General features: G+C 40.9%; 15 protein-coding genes. 8 read left to right on the top strand and 7 right to left on the bottom strand.

What is annotated here, in order from left to right; translation table 11 throughout:
- Window positions 1-39: 39 nt before the first annotated feature.
- From FRX45_RS10100 to FRX45_RS10085, 4 genes are all read left to right on the top strand, one after another.
- Window positions 40-726, top strand: a complete 687-nt coding sequence (locus FRX45_RS10100; RefSeq protein WP_152268288.1) for a DUF4290 domain-containing protein — start codon at window positions 40-42, stop codon at window positions 724-726.
- Between the two features lie 85 nt (window positions 727-811).
- On the top strand, window positions 812-2,116 hold the full coding sequence (gene murA, locus FRX45_RS10095; protein ID WP_152268287.1) for a UDP-N-acetylglucosamine 1-carboxyvinyltransferase: 1,305 nt from the start codon (window positions 812-814) through the stop codon (window positions 2,114-2,116).
- A 59-nt stretch (window positions 2,117-2,175) separates the two neighbouring features.
- On the top strand, window positions 2,176-2,748 hold the full coding sequence (gene gmk, locus FRX45_RS10090) for a guanylate kinase (protein WP_152268286.1): 573 nt from the start codon (window positions 2,176-2,178) through the stop codon (window positions 2,746-2,748).
- 324 nt (window positions 2,749-3,072) lie between these two features.
- Window positions 3,073-4,365 (top strand): hemolysin family protein, encoded by a 1,293-nt coding sequence (locus FRX45_RS10085; RefSeq protein WP_152268285.1) that lies wholly within the window; start codon window positions 3,073-3,075, stop codon window positions 4,363-4,365.
- A 12-nt stretch (window positions 4,366-4,377) separates the two neighbouring features.
- Here FRX45_RS10085 and FRX45_RS10080 read toward each other — a convergent pair whose 3' ends face one another.
- Window positions 4,378-5,964, bottom strand: a complete 1,587-nt coding sequence (locus tag FRX45_RS10080; RefSeq protein WP_152268284.1) for an FMN-binding glutamate synthase family protein — start codon at window positions 5,962-5,964, stop codon at window positions 4,378-4,380.
- Window positions 5,965-6,383: 419 nt separating this feature from the next.
- Between FRX45_RS10080 and FRX45_RS10075 the strand changes: the two genes are divergently transcribed.
- A complete protein-coding gene (locus FRX45_RS10075) occupies window positions 6,384-7,391 on the top strand; it encodes an aspartate-semialdehyde dehydrogenase (RefSeq protein WP_152268283.1) in 1,008 nt (335 codons plus the stop codon).
- A gap of 61 nt (window positions 7,392-7,452) precedes the next feature.
- Here the strand turns inward: FRX45_RS10075 and FRX45_RS10070 are convergent, their stop codons facing one another.
- From FRX45_RS10070 to ligA, 3 genes are all read right to left on the bottom strand, one after another.
- Window positions 7,453-8,121: a DUF2461 domain-containing protein gene (locus FRX45_RS10070; RefSeq protein ID WP_152268282.1), complete on the bottom strand. Its 669-nt coding sequence runs from the start codon at window positions 8,119-8,121 to the stop codon at window positions 7,453-7,455.
- Window positions 8,122-8,254: 133 nt separating this feature from the next.
- Window positions 8,255-8,818 (bottom strand): NUMOD4 domain-containing protein, encoded by a 564-nt coding sequence (locus tag FRX45_RS10065; protein ID WP_152268281.1) that lies wholly within the window; start codon window positions 8,816-8,818, stop codon window positions 8,255-8,257.
- A 102-nt stretch (window positions 8,819-8,920) separates the two neighbouring features.
- A complete protein-coding gene (gene ligA, locus FRX45_RS10060; RefSeq protein ID WP_152268280.1) occupies window positions 8,921-11,029 on the bottom strand; it encodes an NAD-dependent DNA ligase LigA in 2,109 nt (702 codons plus the stop codon).
- A gap of 187 nt (window positions 11,030-11,216) precedes the next feature.
- Between ligA and FRX45_RS10055 the strand changes: the two genes are divergently transcribed.
- Window positions 11,217-12,857 (top strand): amidohydrolase, encoded by a 1,641-nt coding sequence (locus tag FRX45_RS10055; protein WP_152268279.1) that lies wholly within the window; start codon window positions 11,217-11,219, stop codon window positions 12,855-12,857.
- 19 nt (window positions 12,858-12,876) lie between these two features.
- Here the strand turns inward: FRX45_RS10055 and FRX45_RS10050 are convergent, their stop codons facing one another.
- The 3 genes from FRX45_RS10050 to apaG all read right to left on the bottom strand — a co-directional run bounded on the left by FRX45_RS10050 (window position 12,877) and on the right by apaG (window position 15,472).
- Window positions 12,877-13,737 (bottom strand): DNA adenine methylase, encoded by an 861-nt coding sequence (locus tag FRX45_RS10050; protein WP_152268278.1) that lies wholly within the window; start codon window positions 13,735-13,737, stop codon window positions 12,877-12,879.
- A gap of 110 nt (window positions 13,738-13,847) precedes the next feature.
- Entirely contained in the window at window positions 13,848-14,918 is a 1,071-nt protein-coding gene (locus FRX45_RS10045) for a fatty acid desaturase family protein (RefSeq protein WP_152268277.1), read from the bottom strand.
- A gap of 167 nt (window positions 14,919-15,085) precedes the next feature.
- Window positions 15,086-15,472: a Co2+/Mg2+ efflux protein ApaG gene (gene apaG / locus FRX45_RS10040; protein ID WP_152268276.1), complete on the bottom strand. Its 387-nt coding sequence runs from the start codon at window positions 15,470-15,472 to the stop codon at window positions 15,086-15,088.
- Window positions 15,473-15,634: 162 nt separating this feature from the next.
- Between apaG and FRX45_RS10035 the strand changes: the two genes are divergently transcribed.
- Together FRX45_RS10035 and FRX45_RS10030 are read left to right on the top strand one after the other, a co-directional pair.
- The gene (locus FRX45_RS10035) at window positions 15,635-17,086 is read left to right on the top strand and encodes an isocitrate/isopropylmalate family dehydrogenase (protein WP_152268275.1); all 1,452 of its coding nucleotides are present in this window, start codon (window positions 15,635-15,637) and stop codon (window positions 17,084-17,086) included.
- Between the two features lie 222 nt (window positions 17,087-17,308).
- Window positions 17,309-17,962 (top strand): hypothetical protein, encoded by a 654-nt coding sequence (locus FRX45_RS10030; RefSeq protein ID WP_152268274.1) that lies wholly within the window; start codon window positions 17,309-17,311, stop codon window positions 17,960-17,962.
- Window positions 17,963-17,964 lie beyond the last annotated feature (2 nt).

Below are 17,964 nucleotides of genomic sequence, written 5' to 3'. Positions count from 1 at the left end.
GCCAACTCTTTTGTATTTTTGTCAACATTGAATTTACACATGGAATATAATACTACAAGGAATCATCTTATTATGAAGGAATATGGCCGTCATATTCAGAAGATGATTGATTATGTGATAACGATTGAGGACAGGGATAAAAGGCAAAAAAATGCCCATTCGCTTATTGAACTGATGGGATTTCTAAACCCGCATCTTAAAAATGTAGAAGATTTCCGGCATAAGCTATGGGATCATCTTTTTTTAATATCCGATTTTAAGCTGGATGTTGATAGTCCGTATCCTATTCCCACACGGGAAACTTTAAAACCCAGGCCCCAGGTATTACCTTATCCTAAAAAATACCCCAGGTATTCACATCTGGGAAAGAATCTGGAGTTGGTCATTAACAAAGCGCTGAAAGAAGAAAACCCGGAAAAGCGCTCGGGTTTTGCGAATTCTATCGCTTATTATATGAAACTTGCCTACAACACATGGCATAAGGAACTGGTGCATGATGATGCTATCCGCAGTGAATTAAACGCCATTACCGATGGGCAGCTTGAATTTACCACTACTCCATTTGTAAAGGCTTATCGGGAAAGAGACAGCAGGGAAAGCAACCGCTTTCAGCGCGGAGGAGGCAAAGGTGGTTACCAGCAACGCAATAATGGAGGCGGAGGTCGTAATGAACGTAACGACCGTAATGGCAAGCCGGGAAAACATTATAAGAAAAGATTTAAATAAACCAAACTGGTAATCTCAAAAATAAAAGAACCCCGGCGCATGAACACAATGCCGGGGTTTTATATTTGCATTCATTCTATTTAATATGCATTCATTTGAAGTAACAGGTGGAAAAAAACTTAAGGGTGAAATAATCCCGCAAGGCGCTAAAAACGAAGCGCTCCAAATTATTAGCGCCGTATTGCTTACCCCTGAAAAAATAACCGTACATAACATACCTGATATATTAGATGTGAACCTGCTGATAGAGCTACTCGGGGAAATGAATGTAAAAATCGAACGTCACAACAGGCATTCCTGTTCTTTTACTGCGGATAATGTAAATATTGATTACCTGCATAGCGAAACTTACCGTAAAAAAAGCGGCAGGCTGCGCGGTTCTGTTATGCTGGCTGGTCCCCTGCTTGCCCGGTTTAAAAAAGCGTTTATTCCAAAGCCGGGAGGCGATAAAATTGGAAGAAGGCGTTTGGATACTCATATTATTGGTTTTGAAAAATTAGGCGTACAATTCGATTATCATCAACAAGACGGATTCTTTCACCTCAAAGCGCCTTCTTTGAAAGGCACGGATATGCTGCTTGATGAGCCTTCCGTAACAGGAACAGCCAATATTGTGATGGCCGCCGTACTGGCAAAAGGCACTACTACTATTTACAATGCCGCCTGCGAACCCTATGTTCAACAACTGTGCAAAATGCTAAACCGGATGGGAGCCCGCATCAGCGGTGTAAGTTCCAATTTACTGACGATTGAAGGCGTAGATCATTTGGAAGGAACAACCCATACTATGCTGCCGGATATGATTGAAGTGGGTTCTTTTATTGGGTTGGCGGCCATGACACAAAGCGAGATTACCATAAAAAACGCGGGTATAGCGCATTTAGGACAAATACCCGAAAAATTCCGGCAGTTGGGTATTCAATTGGAATGTAAAAACGATGATATCTATATTCCTGAACAGGAGCTTTATGAGATACAAACATTTTTAGATGGCTCGGTAATGACCATTTATGATCACCCCTGGCCTGGTTTTACACCCGATTTGCTAAGTATAGTATTAGTGGTGGCTGCCCAGGCCAAAGGTTCGGTACTGGTGCATCAGAAAATGTTCGAGAGCCGTTTGTTTTTTGTTGACAAACTTATTGATATGGGTGCACAAATTATTCTTTGCGATCCGCACCGGGCCGCAGTAATAGGGCTGGGGCGGCAACACCATCTGCGGGGTATTACTATGAGCAGTCCGGATATACGCGCCGGCGTTGCATTGCTTATTGCAGCGCTCAGCGCCGAAGGCAAAAGCACCATCCAGAATATTGAACAAATAGACAGGGGATATCAATACATTGATAAACGACTACAACAGTTGGGTGCGCGAATACAGCGCATTTAAAAGCAGTGTTGAATTTTGGATCCTGGAATTTCACCGATATAAACCGGTTTTTAATAGACATGAATCAAAATAAGATCATTATTATTACAGCTCCTTCGGGTGCAGGTAAAACCACTATTGTACATTACCTGCTGCAAAAATATCCTCATCAACTTTCATTTTCTGTATCTGCCACTACCCGACCGCCAAGAGAGAATGAACAAAACGGTAAAGATTATTATTTTTTGAATAAGGAAATATTTCAACAAAAAATACAACAGAACCAATTTGTAGAATGGGAAATGGTATATGAAGGGAAATATTATGGCACTTTACAGGCTGAGCTGGAACGCATCTGGAAAACAGGAAAGATACCTGTACTGGACATTGATGTAAAAGGCGCATTGCATATACAACGCCGTTATCCCGAATCTTCGTATTCTGTTTTCATTCAGCCACCTTCGGTAAAGGAATTAAAAAACAGGCTCGAAAGCAGGGGAACGGAAACCCTGGAATCGCTCGAGGCAAGAATAAATAAAGCATCCTACGAATTATCCTTTAAGGATCATTTTAATTATACTATTGTAAATAACAATCTTGAAGATGCCTGCCGGGAAGCAGAAAAGATAATCACAGCTATCGTTAGAGGATAAAGGTGAATAGGCAATGGCGAATTTTAACCCTCACTATTGACCCTCGTGAAACGATAAACGTGAGACGATAAAAAAACTACTTATCTCTCATCATTCAATTCATCTCTCACGTTTCACATTTCAGGTTTGACACAGCAATACAATAAGTTTCCTGATTTTAGTACTATAATTCTGCTTTTTCTAAACACTATATATCTTCCGGTTCCGTTTTGTTTATGCTATAAAAAAGATGTCATATTGCAATTATATACAATATACCCCTTGTGAGATTTACATTTCCTCTTATTAAACAATTATTAATCAATTTATTATATTTGAAGATATATGGCCGATGTTGATATATTAAAATTAGTGGGTATTATTCTAACCTTACTGCTGGTTGGCTTTTTTGCCGGTATTGAAGTAGCATTTGTATCGGCCAATAAGTTTTCTTTTGAACTCAAAAGAAAGCAAGGATTACGCAGCGGCAGAATATTATCGCAATTACTGGAACAACCTGTGAAGTTTATAGGAACAACTTTAGTAGGGCTTAGCATGGTAGTTGTGATATATGGTTTGCTGGTAGGTGAATTTCTTTCGCCTTTGTGGGATTGGATTGAAAAGCATCTTGCCACATCATTTTCCGCCTATGTAAAATACCTCAGGCTTATTTTTGAAACCCTGCTTTCCACTTTAATTCTTCTCATTGTTCAATTTTCTTTTAAGGCTTTATTCAGGGCAAAGAATGATTCTGTATTATCCATTTTTGCCCAGTTGGGCATACTCGATTTTTTTCATGGCATTCTCTATCCTGTCGCATCTTTTTTTATCAGCATCTCGGAATGGATACTTACCTATTTATTCAATATCAGGATATCAGATCAGAAAAAAGCCGCTATTTCGCCCGTTGACCTGGAACATTTTATTCAACAGCACAAAGATCAGTCCGATGGTACCCATGACATGAATACCCAGCTTTTTGAGAACGCACTACAGCTTCCTTCCGTTAAAATACGTCAATGCCTGATACCACGCAAAGAGATAGAATCTGTTGAGATGAATACCTCAATGGATACCGTAAAGCAAAAATTCATTGACACCAAATTAAGCAGGCTGGTAGTATATGAAAACAATATTGATAATATCCGCGGATATATTCACCAGATTGAACTTTTTAAAAATCCTTCCGGTATACAATCTATTTTATTGCCCATTCCGGCGGTTCCGGAAAGCATGAGTGCCATGGACCTGATCAGCAAATTCACTAAAGAACAAAAAAGCATTGCATGGGTAGTAGATGAATTTGGAGGTACCGCAGGCATTATTACTATGGAAGATTTGCTGGAGGAAATTTTTGGTGAAATACGCGACGAATATGACACAGATAAATTTGTTGAAAAACAAATAGCTGAAAATGAATTCATTTTTTCAGGAAGGCTTGAGCTTGATTATTTAAATAAAAAATATCATCTCTACTTTGGCGAAACAGAGTCGGAAACCCTTTCAGGCTATATCATTCATCACCACGAAATGATACCAAAAATTAAGGAAAGAATCATTATTGACAGTTACGAATTTGATATCATTAATGTTAGCGACACCCGCATTGAGATGGTGAAAATAAAAAGACTAAAGTAATCCTCCGGCAGTTTATTGCCACGTATCCGCTTTTGCCATTTCCAGGTCCTGTTTATACTTTTCAGGTATATTGCCATTCAGGAGGCAACCGGGTTGCAGCGATGGAAAGATATCTTCAAACGTTCTTACCTCATTCATAAATACACGGCGGTAAATATGTGAGCGGGTCAGTTGTTTGTAATCGTCCAGACCTGCGGCCCCGGTAAGTTCTATAAAAGAGTTTACGGTATCTTCATGATAATTGGCAACCCTGTGTTTTTTATCGTCTACTACCAATCCAATGGTTAACTGTGGATCCTGCGTGGCAACCCCTGTAGGACACTTATTTGTATTACATACCAGGGCCTGTATACAACCCAATGCCATCATCATAGCCCTTGCGCTGTTGCAACCATCTGCGCCCAGGGCAATAGCCCTTAATATATGAAAACCCGATAAAATTTTTCCTGAAGCAACTATTTTGATATGCTGCCTTATCCCAAAACCTACCAGCATATTGTGTACAAAGGCCAAACCATCCATTAACGGAGCTCCTACATAATTGGAAAATTCCTGGGGCGCAGCGCCGGTGCCACCTTCACCACCATCTACAGTAATAAAATCCGGATAGATATCCAATTCAACCATTGCTTTACAGACACCTGCAAACTCACTCTTTTTTCCAACGCATAACTTGAACCCTGTGGGCTTTCCGCCGGATAGCTCCCTGAGCTGCTGTATAAATAATATAAGCGCTTTCGGAGAGTTAAAGGCACTGTGGTAAGGTGGTGAATAAACCGTTGTACCTGGCTGCACATGACGAATAGTGGCTATTTCAAGCGTATTCTTTTTTGCCGGCAAAATGCCGCCATGCCCCGGTTTTGCACCTTGCGAAAGTTTGAGCTCTACCATTTTAATTTGCGGCCTGTCAACATTTTTTTTGAATACTTCTGCTGAAAACCGGCCATCTTCATCCCTGCAACCAAAATATCCTGTTCCTATCTGCCATATAATATCACCCTCATGTTTGAGATGATAGGAACTGATGCCTCCTTCACCTGTATTGTGCGCAAACCCTCCTATTTTGGCCCCGGCATTTAAAGCTTCAATAGCATTAGAACTAAGGGATCCAAAACTCATAGCCGACACATTTAAAATGCTGCATGAATAAGGCTGCCGGCAATCTTTATTACCAATAAGTATTCTTGGATCGTGATCCAATGTATTAAAATCTTTGGGCGCTATAGAATGACTCAGCCATTCATATCCTTCTTCGTACACATTGAGCTGCGTACCAAAAGGCATGGTATCCATTTGCTGTTTGGCCCGCTGATATATAGTTGAACGGTCAATGCGGTTAATAGGCCGCCCGTCAATATCCGACTCTATAAAATATTGATACATTTTAGGCCGGATATCCTCCATCCAGTAGCGCAACCGCCCCACTACAGGATAGTTACGCATAATAGAATGCCTGGTCTGCACCATATCATAAATGCCCATTACAACGAGCAGAACCACCATAACAAAAACAATCAGCCACCATTGACTTACCGCATAAGATAAATAACCTGTTACCAGCATACAGATCAAAGCGGTAATAATAAACCCTTTTCGCATGCTTTTTAAAAAATTTGATTAAGGCAAATGTATCGAAATAAAGAGCCCTAAAAAAGCCATCCTCTTTTAACAGCATGCTGGCAGAGAAACAACAGATAAAGAGCATGGAAAGAGTGAAAAAAGCATTTTGCAGTAATGAAACCGGGTACAGCCCAAACAACAAATGAATAGCGGGAGTGCACTTGCTATACGCTACAGAATACTTATGTTTATATTTTTGGAAGAATCGTAACTGCTGATTACCTTTGCTGCCACTATGTTACAATTAAAGAAGCATACCAAACGCACAAAGAAACAGTTCCTGCAAAGGAAGGGTTAAAGAGTGTATGGTATGACCGAATATATTCAAGGCCTTTCCGGAACAGGAAAGGCTTTTTTAATGCGATGTATCAAAACTAAAACCATAAAATAAACCAAAAATGAAAGTTGCAGTAGTAGGCGCCACAGGATTAGTAGGCACTAAAATGTTACAGGTTCTGGCAGAAAGGAATTTCCCGGTAACAGAATTGATTCCTGTTGCCTCGGAAAAATCTATTGGCAAGGAAGTAGCGTTTAAAGGCAAAAAATATAAGGTGGTAAGCGCTGGCGATGCCATTGCGGCAAAACCCGATGTGGCCTTGTTTTCAGCGGGTGGAACCACTTCCCTTGCATTAGCGCCGCAATTTGCGGCGGCAGGCATTACCGTTATTGACAACTCTTCTGCGTGGCGTATGGATCCCTCTAAAAAATTAGTAGTGCCCGAAATCAATGCCGACGCCTTAACGAAAGAAGATAAGATCATTGCCAACCCGAATTGCTCTACCATACAAATGGTAGTGGCACTCAATCCCCTGCATAAAAAATACAACATACAAAGAATTATAGTAAGTACTTACCAGAGTGTTACCGGCACTGGTGTAAAAGCCGTGGAACAAATGCTGGGTGAAAGAAATCATGCGGTTAAAGGGGATAACAACGAATACCCGATGGCGTATAAATACCCAATTGATTTGAACGTAATACCTCAAATTGATGTGTTCCTTGACAACGGATACACCAAGGAAGAAATGAAAATGGTGAATGAAACCCGAAAGATATTAAGAGATGACAGCATTCGGGTAACCGCAACAACGGTTCGCATCCCGGTTATGGGCGGACACAGCGAAAGCGTAAACATAGAATTTGAACATGATTTTGATCTGGCAGAAGTAAAAGAAATACTTAGCAAAGCACCCGGCGTAGTAGTGGTTGATGATCCTTCCAATGCGCTGTACCCCATGCCTAAAGATGCACATGAAAAAGATGATGTATTTGTGGGAAGATTAAGAAGGGATGAATCGCAGCCCAACACGCTTAACATGTGGATCGTTAGCGATAATCTGCGCAAAGGCGCAGCTACCAATGCGGTGCAGATTGCGGAATACCTGGTGGAAAATAATTTATTATAATTGTGTAACTCCGGTTAAGGGCTGTTTTAAAAAGGCTTTATAAGCCGATTTAAAACAGTCTTTATTCTTCTATAGTACGATTCAAAAACCAGATCAGTGGCTGTATGGCGCTGAAGGCCTGCACAGTTTGCTTTAGCAGGTTTTTAGAACTGAGGGCCGCATCATCAATTGCCTGCATTGCAATCCAGCTTTTTAGCTTAAGGTATTGTGCCGCGGGATTATCTTTAGCATATCCCTTAGGTACATTCACCAAAGTGATTTCCGGTTCATTATCCAGATCACTGTAAATGGTTTTGAATTTTTTTGCTGTAATTATTTTTTTAAACTCCGGCCAGCAATAATCAATTTCCTGCCTTATTTTTTGCGTTTCAGCCGGCATGGGCATCCAAATACCGCCGCCCACAAAACTATTACCAGGTTCCAGGTGAAAATAATAACCTCCAAAAATGGATTTTTTACCCCCCCGGTTAATACTGGCTGCAAAATTTTTTTTGTAGGGTGTTTTATTTTTGCTGAAGCGGATATCCCTGTTAATACGGAATAAGCATTGCTTTGCAATTAAAGGTGCTATAGAAGGATCGGTTTTGCCAAATGCATTAATAACCGATTGAATAAAATCTTCGTAATCTTTGCGGGCAACTTCGTATTCCTTTCTGTGTAAATCGAACCAGGGTTTATTATTGTTTTTGGAAAGATTTTTAAGAAACCGCACTGTAGCTGGTTGTATCATTGGGGTACGATTAGTGAATCTCAATTAAAGCAAAGATAAGGAAGGTTAAATAACTCAACGGCAAAAACGCCGGAAGATAGACCTGGCAAAATGACAAGACACCCACTACTCACCATTCACTACTGACTACTCACTATTTCACCCGCGCCCAGTTTTCACCACTCTTAATTCTATACAGCGTCATTTCGCTCACATCGTACTTTTCGGCCAGTTGTTTATAGGTAAGCTTGCGTTTGGGATCGGCAATGGTTTTTTTGATAGCGCTTACCTGGTTGGTATTGAGTTTTAAACCGGATGACCGGTTTGCCTGTATTTTTTTATAAGCGATCTTAGCAGGGCTTTTTTGCTGGTGATGGCTTACTTCGCTTAAAGTTGCCCATTTCAGGTTGGAGGATTTATTATCCGTTTTATTGTAGTTAAGATGGATGACAAACTGGTGCTTGGGCGAAGGCTTTTTACAAAACAAACGTGCAATCTCACGATGAATATATAGGGTGCCCTTATTGTTGGGGCGATGGAGATTCAGGCTCCTGTAACCCGTGGTGAGCGATCCGCTGAGCAACTGGCCATCAGCATAAATGTCGTCAGTATAGCTGGCTACTTTACCATGGTTGGAGACGGCATATTTTTTACGAAGCTGCTTCCATCCGGAGAACTGCAATGGCTTCCATGTTTCCCCGGGAATTTTCTTTATCATGAGGAGATGTTTTTAGGTATTATAAATTTACTAAATTAGAATGGCTTCGCATATTTATTTTTATACCCCTACTTTCTGCCATGGTTACCCTACAAAAAGCCGTTATTTAGCCGCCCCGTTGATCATCCTCAAAAACTCATCTTCGCTAATGATTTTTATAGTAGCTATCTTTTTTGCCTTTTCGAACTTGGAGCCCGCATCCTCACCCACAACAAGGTAATTTAATTTACTGCTTACACCGCTAAGAATAGTGCCGCCATTTTCTTCCACTGTTGCTTCAGCTTCGCTTCTTTTAAGTTTATTGAGTGTACCTGTAAAAAGAAAGGTTTGCCCGCTAAGCGTGCTGCTGGTGTGCAGCTCTTTCTTTTCATTTTTAAGCTGCAATCCTATATCTTCTAACCGTTGCAGCAATTGTATGTTTTGATCGTTATGAAAAAAACGGTATACGCTATCCGCAACTTTGGGACCAACATCTTCCATTTCCTGTAATTGCTCAACACTAAAATGGGTATAATCCAATAAATGGTTTACCTCCTGTGCCAGTACTTTGGCTGTAGTTTCGCCTATATAACGGATGCCAAGCCCGTATATCAAACGGTGAAGCGGTTGTTTTTTTGATGCTTCTATGGCTGCCTGCATATTGGTTACACTCTTTTCCCCAAAGCCTTCTAACTTCCTGATCGCCTCGAATGGCAGGTGATAAATGCCGGGAATATCTTTGAGGTAGTCCAGGGCATAAAATTTTCTTACAATCGCATCACCCAAACCACGGATGTCCATCGCATCCTTGCTGTTGAAATGAATGATGCGCTCTACAATCTGAGCCGGGCAATTATTGCTGTTGTTGCACCGCCATACGGCTTCATCCTGTGGTTTCTCCAGGGGATAAGCGCATACAGGGCAGGATACCGGAAAATGAATAATCGCTTCGCTTCCCGTTCGGAGTTCCGGAAAAGATTTAACCACCTGCGGAATCACATCACCTGAGCGTTCTATTAAAATGGTATCTCCCAACTGCAAATTCTTTTCCTTAATATATTCTTCATTATGCAGTGAAATACTGGTTACGGTAACGCCACCTACCTGCACAGGATCAATTTTTGCAACAGGCGTAACAGCACCTGTTCTGCCTACCTGAAACTCTACTGCCTTCAGCTTACTTGTACCCTGCCGGGCTTTAAATTTATAGGCAATGGCCCAACGGGGGTGGTGTGTGGTCATTCCTAATTTTTCCTGCATTTCAAGCTGGTTTACTTTAATTACCATACCGTCAATTTCATAGGGCAACCCGTCTCTTTGCTGTTCAAATGCTTCGCAATATTCAACTACGGCAGCTATCCCTTTAAACACTTTCTTTTCTTTTTCGGGACTCCGGAAGCCCAGTTCCCATAACATTTTTAATGAACCGCTGTGCGTTTGTAATGCAGGAGGGGCCTCGTGCTTTGACAAAAGACTTACATCACTTATATGATAGAGGAATGCTTCTAAGTTTCTGCGGCTTACTTCTTTAGGATCTTTAATACGCAATGAACCGGCGGCAGCATTTCGTGGATTGGCCAGCCTGGCTACGCCCTGGTCCTCCAACATATCATTATAGGCCTTAAAATGATTTTTATTCATCAGTACCTCACCCCGTACTTCAATTTGCTGTATTCCAAAGGAAGAAAAGCTCGCCGATAATGGCACTGACCTGATCTGCCGGATATTGGTCGTAATATCGTCTCCCACTACTCCATCACCACGGGTGGCGCCGCGTACCAGTAAATCGTTTTCGTATATCAATGAAATGCTGGCTCCATCAAATTTAGGTTCAACACAATACTCCATTACCTCCAACCGGCTTAGCTCCCGTGCTTTGCGGTCAAAATCAACCAGGTCTGCTGCATCGTACGAATTATCAAGCGATAACATGGGTACCAGGTGCTGCACTTTGGGAAAATCTTTTATCAATCCTTTTGATACCCGTTGAGTAGGCGACCCGGCTATGATCAATCCGGGATTTTCAGTTTCTATTTTTTCCAGGGCCTTGTATAACTGATCATATTCCGTATCAGCAATTAAAGGATCATTCATCACATAATAGCGGTATTCGTGAAAACGCAGCACGCTGCGCAATTCATCAATTGCCGGTGCATCAATTCCCTTATTCATATGTTTCAAAAAAGAAATGGTTTGTTGCTGCAATTGCTGCGTTTGTTCTTTATTATACATAGCGTATATTTTTCTACTGTAAAAGTATGGCAAAGGAGTTAAGCGAAATAAGATTTGAAATTTGTTTTTTCCCTTCCCCTGACGGCGTGGGCTTGTTGCTAACACAATCTCCTTTGGCTCGCAATTCCGTGTATGCAGTTTCTGTTTGTTTTTATATTGTACTATTTTTATCAGATCAATCCTTTTTATGAAATTGCTTTATATCCTCATTGCATTATGCAGTATACTATCCTGTAACACCAAAACCAGGGTTGATCTGATTGTGCACAATGCAGTAGTATATACGGTTGACAGTAACTTCAACATAGCAGAGGCTTTGTCTGTAAGCGGGGGAAAAATAGTAGCTACAGGCAGCAATGAAAATATTCTTAACCACTATACTTCAGATCATATAACAAATGCGCGGGGGAAATCCATCTACCCTGGATTTATTGATGCCCATGCTCACTTTTATGGATATGCGCTGAGCTTGCAGGAAGTGGATCTTACAGGAACAAAAAGCTGGGATGAATGTATAGAGCGGGTAAAGAATTTTGTAAAAACGAAAGCAATTCAACCTGACCAATGGATCATTGGCAGGGGTTGGGACCAGAACGACTGGCTGGATAGATCTTTCCCGGTAAAAGACAGGCTGGATGAAATATTCCCGCAGAACCCCGTCCTTTTAAGCCGTATTGACGGTCACGCGGCTATTGCAAATCAGGTAGCGCTTAACAAAGCAGGCGTACAACCCGGCGATACCATTGCAGGCGGACTCGTTGAAGTAAATAAAGGCCAGCTAACCGGTGTTTTAATTGACAATGCAATAAACAGGATAAGTACTATTATTCCTGAACCTGGCATGCCGTTTTTAAGAACGGCTTTTACGCAGGCAGAAGATAATTGTTTTGCCAGCGGATTAACCACTATTGTTGATTGTGGCTTATTGCGCAGGCAGGTTATTCAGATAGATACCCTGCAAAGGAGCGGGACGCTCCGCATGAAGCTGGTAGCTTTGCTATCGGACAGTCCTGAAAATTTTGATTATTACCTGCGTGAAGGTCCTTATAAAACAGACCGGCTGAACGTAAACGGATTTAAGTTATACGCAGACGGTGCATTGGGCTCAAGAGGAGCATGCTTATTGCAGCCGTATCATGATAAACCTGGCTGGAGTGGTTTTTTGCTTGGTAATGCTGATCATTATGAGCAGGTGCTAAAAAAAATATATAACTCATCCTTTCAGGCATGCACACACGCCATTGGCGATTCGGCCAACCGTACCATTCTTAAATTGTATGCAGGTATTTTAAAAAATAAGAACGACCGCCGCTGGCGTATTGAACATGCACAGGTTATTGACAGCAACGATTTTAAGTGGTTTGGGCGGTATAGTATAATTCCTTCCGTTCAACCCACGCATGCTACTTCGGATATGTATTGGGCAGCAGATCGTTTGGGCGGCGAACGCATAAAAGGGGCTTATGCCTACCGGCTGTTGTTGCAGCAAAACGATTGGGTAGCGCTTGGAACAGATTTCCCGGTGGAAGATATCAGCCCGTTTAAAACATTTTATGCGGCAGTAGTAAGAAAAGATGCCCAACATTTTCCACCCGATGGCTTTCAAATTGAAAACGCATTAACGAAAGAAGAAGCTTTGAAGGGCATGACGATATGGGCAGCCAAAGGCAGTTTTGAAGAAAAAGAAAAAGGAAGTCTTGAAAAAGGAAAATGGGCCGATTTTATTATTACCGATACCGACATCATGCATTGTGATCCGTCAGATATTTTAAAAATCAAGGTGCAATACACTTATGTGAATGGAGAAAAGGTATATGAGAGAGAATAAGAATTGAGGTTGCTAATAATTAATAAACAGGCTGTCCCTCAATTTTAAAATTCTTACTGAAGATCAATATCTCTTTAGAGCTTTTATCATTGCTCATACCGTATTTCCAGTTGGGTGTAAGAATATGAAACCCTTCATACATTTCCCTGATCGGCTCACAATCATTATACGATAATATCCAATTTTCTCTTTGTGTTAGTATCTTCGCCAATGCTTCATGATCAAAACCCTTATGCGCATCGCCTTTCCTGCCATACAAAGAATTCCCGATCAGGTATGGCGGATCAAGGTAGGCGAATGTATGCGGATGATTTACGAGCGATTGTTTAAAATCACCTTTTGTAACGCTAACATTCGGATTATAAAAATTCCTGAGCCTTTCAATTGCCGTTTCAGTAAACCTCGGATGATCCGGCGACATGCCTCCTGAAAGCGTTGAGCCCGAAAAAGAAGAACGGTTTAATACATAATATACTGCTGCCCTTTGCAATTTGGTTCTGAAACGGGTTTGTGTTTTCTGCAGTTCATAAAAGCTGTGTTTGGGAAGCGGGAAATATTTTTCAACCTCCCCGGCCAATTCCAGGGGTTTCGCAATAAGACATTGCCAGAATTCTACCAGCGGAGAGAAAACATCATATCCGTATACTTTTGTTCCCTTTGACGCGGCAGCCAGTTCAATGGAACCACCGCCAAAAAAGGGAGATAAGAGTTTGTCAAGCCGTTGAGGAAAAAACTGTGTAATGAAATCTACACCCCTTGTTTTTCCACCCGGATAACGTAATAGTGAACGGGAACTGTAATTATTTTTAACATCCGCTGCGCAATTACCAGGCAATTCAGATGCATTCAAAACCGTATCCTCAATTTTTACAGTGTTCATCCCAATTCAAATATTCATCGAATATAGGAAAGTTCGTTTCAAATTTAAACAGCAAAGGTGACAACTTTACGTGTCACCTTTCTATATATTACCATTTAGGAATAATCAAATTATGGCTTTTGCCCCAGTTGTTTCATGAATCGGTAGTGCGATGCCACCGCGGAGCCCAATGTTGGAAAATAAATATATTGCAAATCAAATTGCTTGCAGGTTTGTTCAACAATTTTACTAATGGCAGGGTAATGCACATGACTGATGCGCGGAAACAAATGATGTTCTATCTGGAAATTCAATCCACCTACAAGCCATGAAAGGAATTTATTGTTCGCTGCAAAATTGGCTGTGGTTTTTACCTGGTGAATGGCCCACTCGTTCTCAATTTTTTTAGGTTCAATACCAGCCACTTCAAATTCTGCATGCTCTACCACGTGCGCCAGTTGAAATACCACTGCAAGGGTTAATCCCAAAACAAAATGCATCACCAGGAACCCTAACAGCCACGGTTGCCAGCCTACTACTATTATAGGAATAACTATGGTAATGGCGATATACAACAACTTGGATATCCAGAACGTAAGATGCTCTCTCATATCCATCGGCTTTAAGGGCGTTGTATATACTTTACGTGTAACATATTTAATATAGTCGGTTATAAACAACAGAAAAAGAGAAGTAAACCCGTAAAGAAAAAACATATAAAACTGCTGATATCGGTGAATGGGTTTCCAGGTTTGTGTGGAACATTCACGCATAAAAGGCATATTATTGATGTCATCGTCAATACCATCAATATTGGTATAGGTATGATGTACAATATTATGCTTCAGTTTCCACAAAAATGCATTCCCGCCCAGGGCATTCATACTAAGTCCGAACAGGTCGTTTACCCACTTGCGGGTTGAATAGCTGCCATGGCAGGCATCGTGCATGATATTAAAGCCAATACTGGCAAGTGTAAATCCGAATAAGCCACTCAGCAAAATCCCTGTAAAAAGGTTAAGCGGAAGCAATAACAGCGAAAGATATATTAATATAGCAGCCGGTATAAGCACCGCCGATTTTAAATACAACTTCCAGTTACCGGTTTTTTGGATATTATTGTCAGTAAAGTACTGATCCACGTTTGCCTTTAGCGCATTGAAGAACACTTTGTTCTTATTATTGAAAGTAACCTTGTACATTTATTTAATTTTTCCTGATATGAATGGTATTGTACCGTGCAATTAATGAATAACGTTTGTTGGGGGAATAAATTTCAAAATCTATCTCACCTTTTCTCCTCTTGCTCAATAAATATTGATTTTACAGGCGGATGGGCAAAGATACGGCTTTTATAGTGAAAAAGATGCTAATTCATCTTAAAAGGAACGATCATGTCAAACACCGGTATTTTAACATCGAACTGCTTTTTGGAGGCTATATTTTCCATTACATAGGTACCATACATTTTACCCATTTCTGTGCGCAGGTTGCAGCCACTAACATATTGATATTGCTCACCCGGATTAATTTGAGGTTGTACACCCACAACACCTTCCCCTTCTACTTCCCGCTGAGTGCCATTGCTGTCAAAAATATACCAATGTCTCCGCAACAACTTTACAGGAAACGCATTATTATTCTGCAATGTAATGCGGTAGGCAAACATAAACTCACCACTTACGGGATTACTGTAATCCGGCTGGTAGAATGTTTCAACCGTTACTGTCACCCCTTCCGTTACTTTTGATGCCATTGCCTTACCAAAGTTTGCCTTAAAAGTAGCAAAAAACAATGACAGGCTGGGGAATTAGTGAGAATTTTCTGTAGTAATTCAAAACCCGTTTACCTTTGCCGGGCAAATCAAATGCACTTTTTACCCCATATATTTTTTTTTTAATATAAAACACCTTTAATTATGAAAATTGCCGTAGCCAAAGGAGATGGAATAGGCCCAGAAATAATGGACGCCACTTTAAGCATATTTGCCGCCAATAAAGTTCCTCTTGAGTATGGGTTTGTAGATATGGGGAAATGGGTTTTTGATAAAGGCTTTTCTAATGGAATGACTCCTGAAGCCAAGCTTACTATTGAAGATCTTGGACTTTTGTTTAAAGGCCCAATGGAAACACCTAAAGGCAAAGGGGTAAAAAGCATAAATGTAACTGCCCGAAAAACCTGGAACACCTTTGCGAACAAGAGAGTATTTCAAACCTTACACGGAGTAGATACCGTTTTTTCGAAGGCGGGAATACCTATTGATATTACTGTAGTAAGAGAAAACATTGAGGATACATATGGCGGTATTGAACATATGCTTACACATGATGTAGCTTTAAGCCGGCGCTTTATTACCCGTCCGGGAAGTGAACAGGTGATAAGGTACGCTTTTGAAATGGCAAGATTAAAAAAAGCCAGGCGCGTTAGCTGCGGGCATAAGGCCAACATTATGAAAATAACAGATGGCTTATTTTTAGAGTGTTTTTACGAGGTGGCAAAAGCGTATCCCGATCTGAAAGCAGATGATATTATTGTAGATGATCTGTGCATGAAGTTGGTAACCAAACCAGATACTTTTGATGTGGTGGTGCTCACTAATTTACAGGGAGATATTGTATCGGATTTATGTGCTGGATTGGTAGGAGGATTGGGTTTTGCACCCTCAGCCAATATCGGCGACCATATTTCTATTTTTGAAGCGGTGCATGGTACTGCACCGGATATTGCAGGTAAAAACATAGCAAACCCTACAGCTTTAATACTAAGTGGCGTATCCATGCTGTTGCACCTGGGGCTAACGGAAAATGCAGGACTAATAGAAAATGCCCTGTTGTATACTTTAGAAAGCGGCGTACATACCGGCGATTTCGGGGATAAATCAACGCCGGCTGTAAATACTACGGAATTTGCTAATGCGATCATAAACAATCTCGGTAAAAAGCCTGAATTCAATGCCAAGCCTGTTGTACCCAACAAACCTGGTACACCTGCTCCGTTTAAGCTACAGCAAAATGCCATGATGGTGTCAAAAGAAATAGGAGATGAAAATATTGTGGGTGTTGATCTTTTTATAGAAAGTGATGAACAGCCACAGGCAATCGCTACCAAATGCGAACGGCATGCCGGCGTTAAATTCAAATTAGTGAACATCAGCAACCGGGGCACACAGGTATGGCCTACCGGCTCTGTGTATACCAACCTGGTGAATTTATACAATGTGCGATTTGAAAGCCTTGATGACGAACCTCTTACCCAGCAGGATGTATTGGGGCTATATGTGAGCCTGAGCGGCAACTTTAAAATATGCTCCTCCGAGTTACTGAATATGTGGGGAGATAAGAAGGCATACAGCCTGGCGCAGGGACAATAAGAAACTGAGCCATGAGCCCTGAGCTTTCAGTTCAAGGCTCATGGCTTTACACCAATACCTTATACCTTACACCTCATACCTTACTCCTCTTTACGTTAAATAAGGTTAATGGTTTTCTCAGCCATACGCAGTAAACCAGGCATTTTATACAACCGGCCGTTTTACGGTTAAACTTTGAAAAAAGTATGAGGTCTACCATGTATCAATAAAAACTATTCATACATGAAAAAAATCACGCTAAGTATACTGGCACTTTCATTGGTGCTCACAGCCATCCAGGCACAGGAAAAAACAAATGAAGCTGGTAAGAAAGAAGCTAAGGAATATCGGCATCACCCCGGTAAACACAGAAAACAGCACCATGCTGATTTTAAAAAATTAAACCTCTCCCAGGAACAACAGGATAAATTAATAAACATTAATAAGGACTACCGTGCAGGTGTAGCCGATCTTAAAAAGCAAGAAGCTACTACTACCGTAAAAGATTATAAAGCACAGATGCAGACTTTAAACAAAAAACGGCGTAGCGAGGTGGATAATGTATTCACAAAAGAACAGAAAGATCAGTTGCAGCAAATGAGAACGGAACGAAAAAGAAAATTTGATACGGCAGATAAAGGAAGAACAGAGAAAATGAAATCTGCCTTAGGATTATCAGATGACCAGTCTGCAAAACTAAAAGCACTGAGAGCAGGTACCCAGGAAAAAATTAAAGAAATACGTGCCAACAAAGCTTTATCAGATACTCAGAAAAAAGAGCAGGTTGTAGCAGCTTTTAAAAAACAGCACGAGGATATGAAATCCATTCTTACCCCCGAACAGATAAAAAAGATGGAGCATTTCAAATCCAGGCGTATCAACAGAATGTCTAAATAAAA

Origin of the sequence: Agriterribacter humi (genome assembly GCF_009192765.1) — a bacterium.
In the GTDB taxonomy this organism is placed as follows: Bacteria; Bacteroidota; Bacteroidia; order Chitinophagales; family Chitinophagaceae; genus Agriterribacter; species Agriterribacter humi.
The sequence above is the reverse complement of the archived record's forward strand: the minus strand, read 5'-3'. Positions and strand labels throughout refer to the sequence as shown.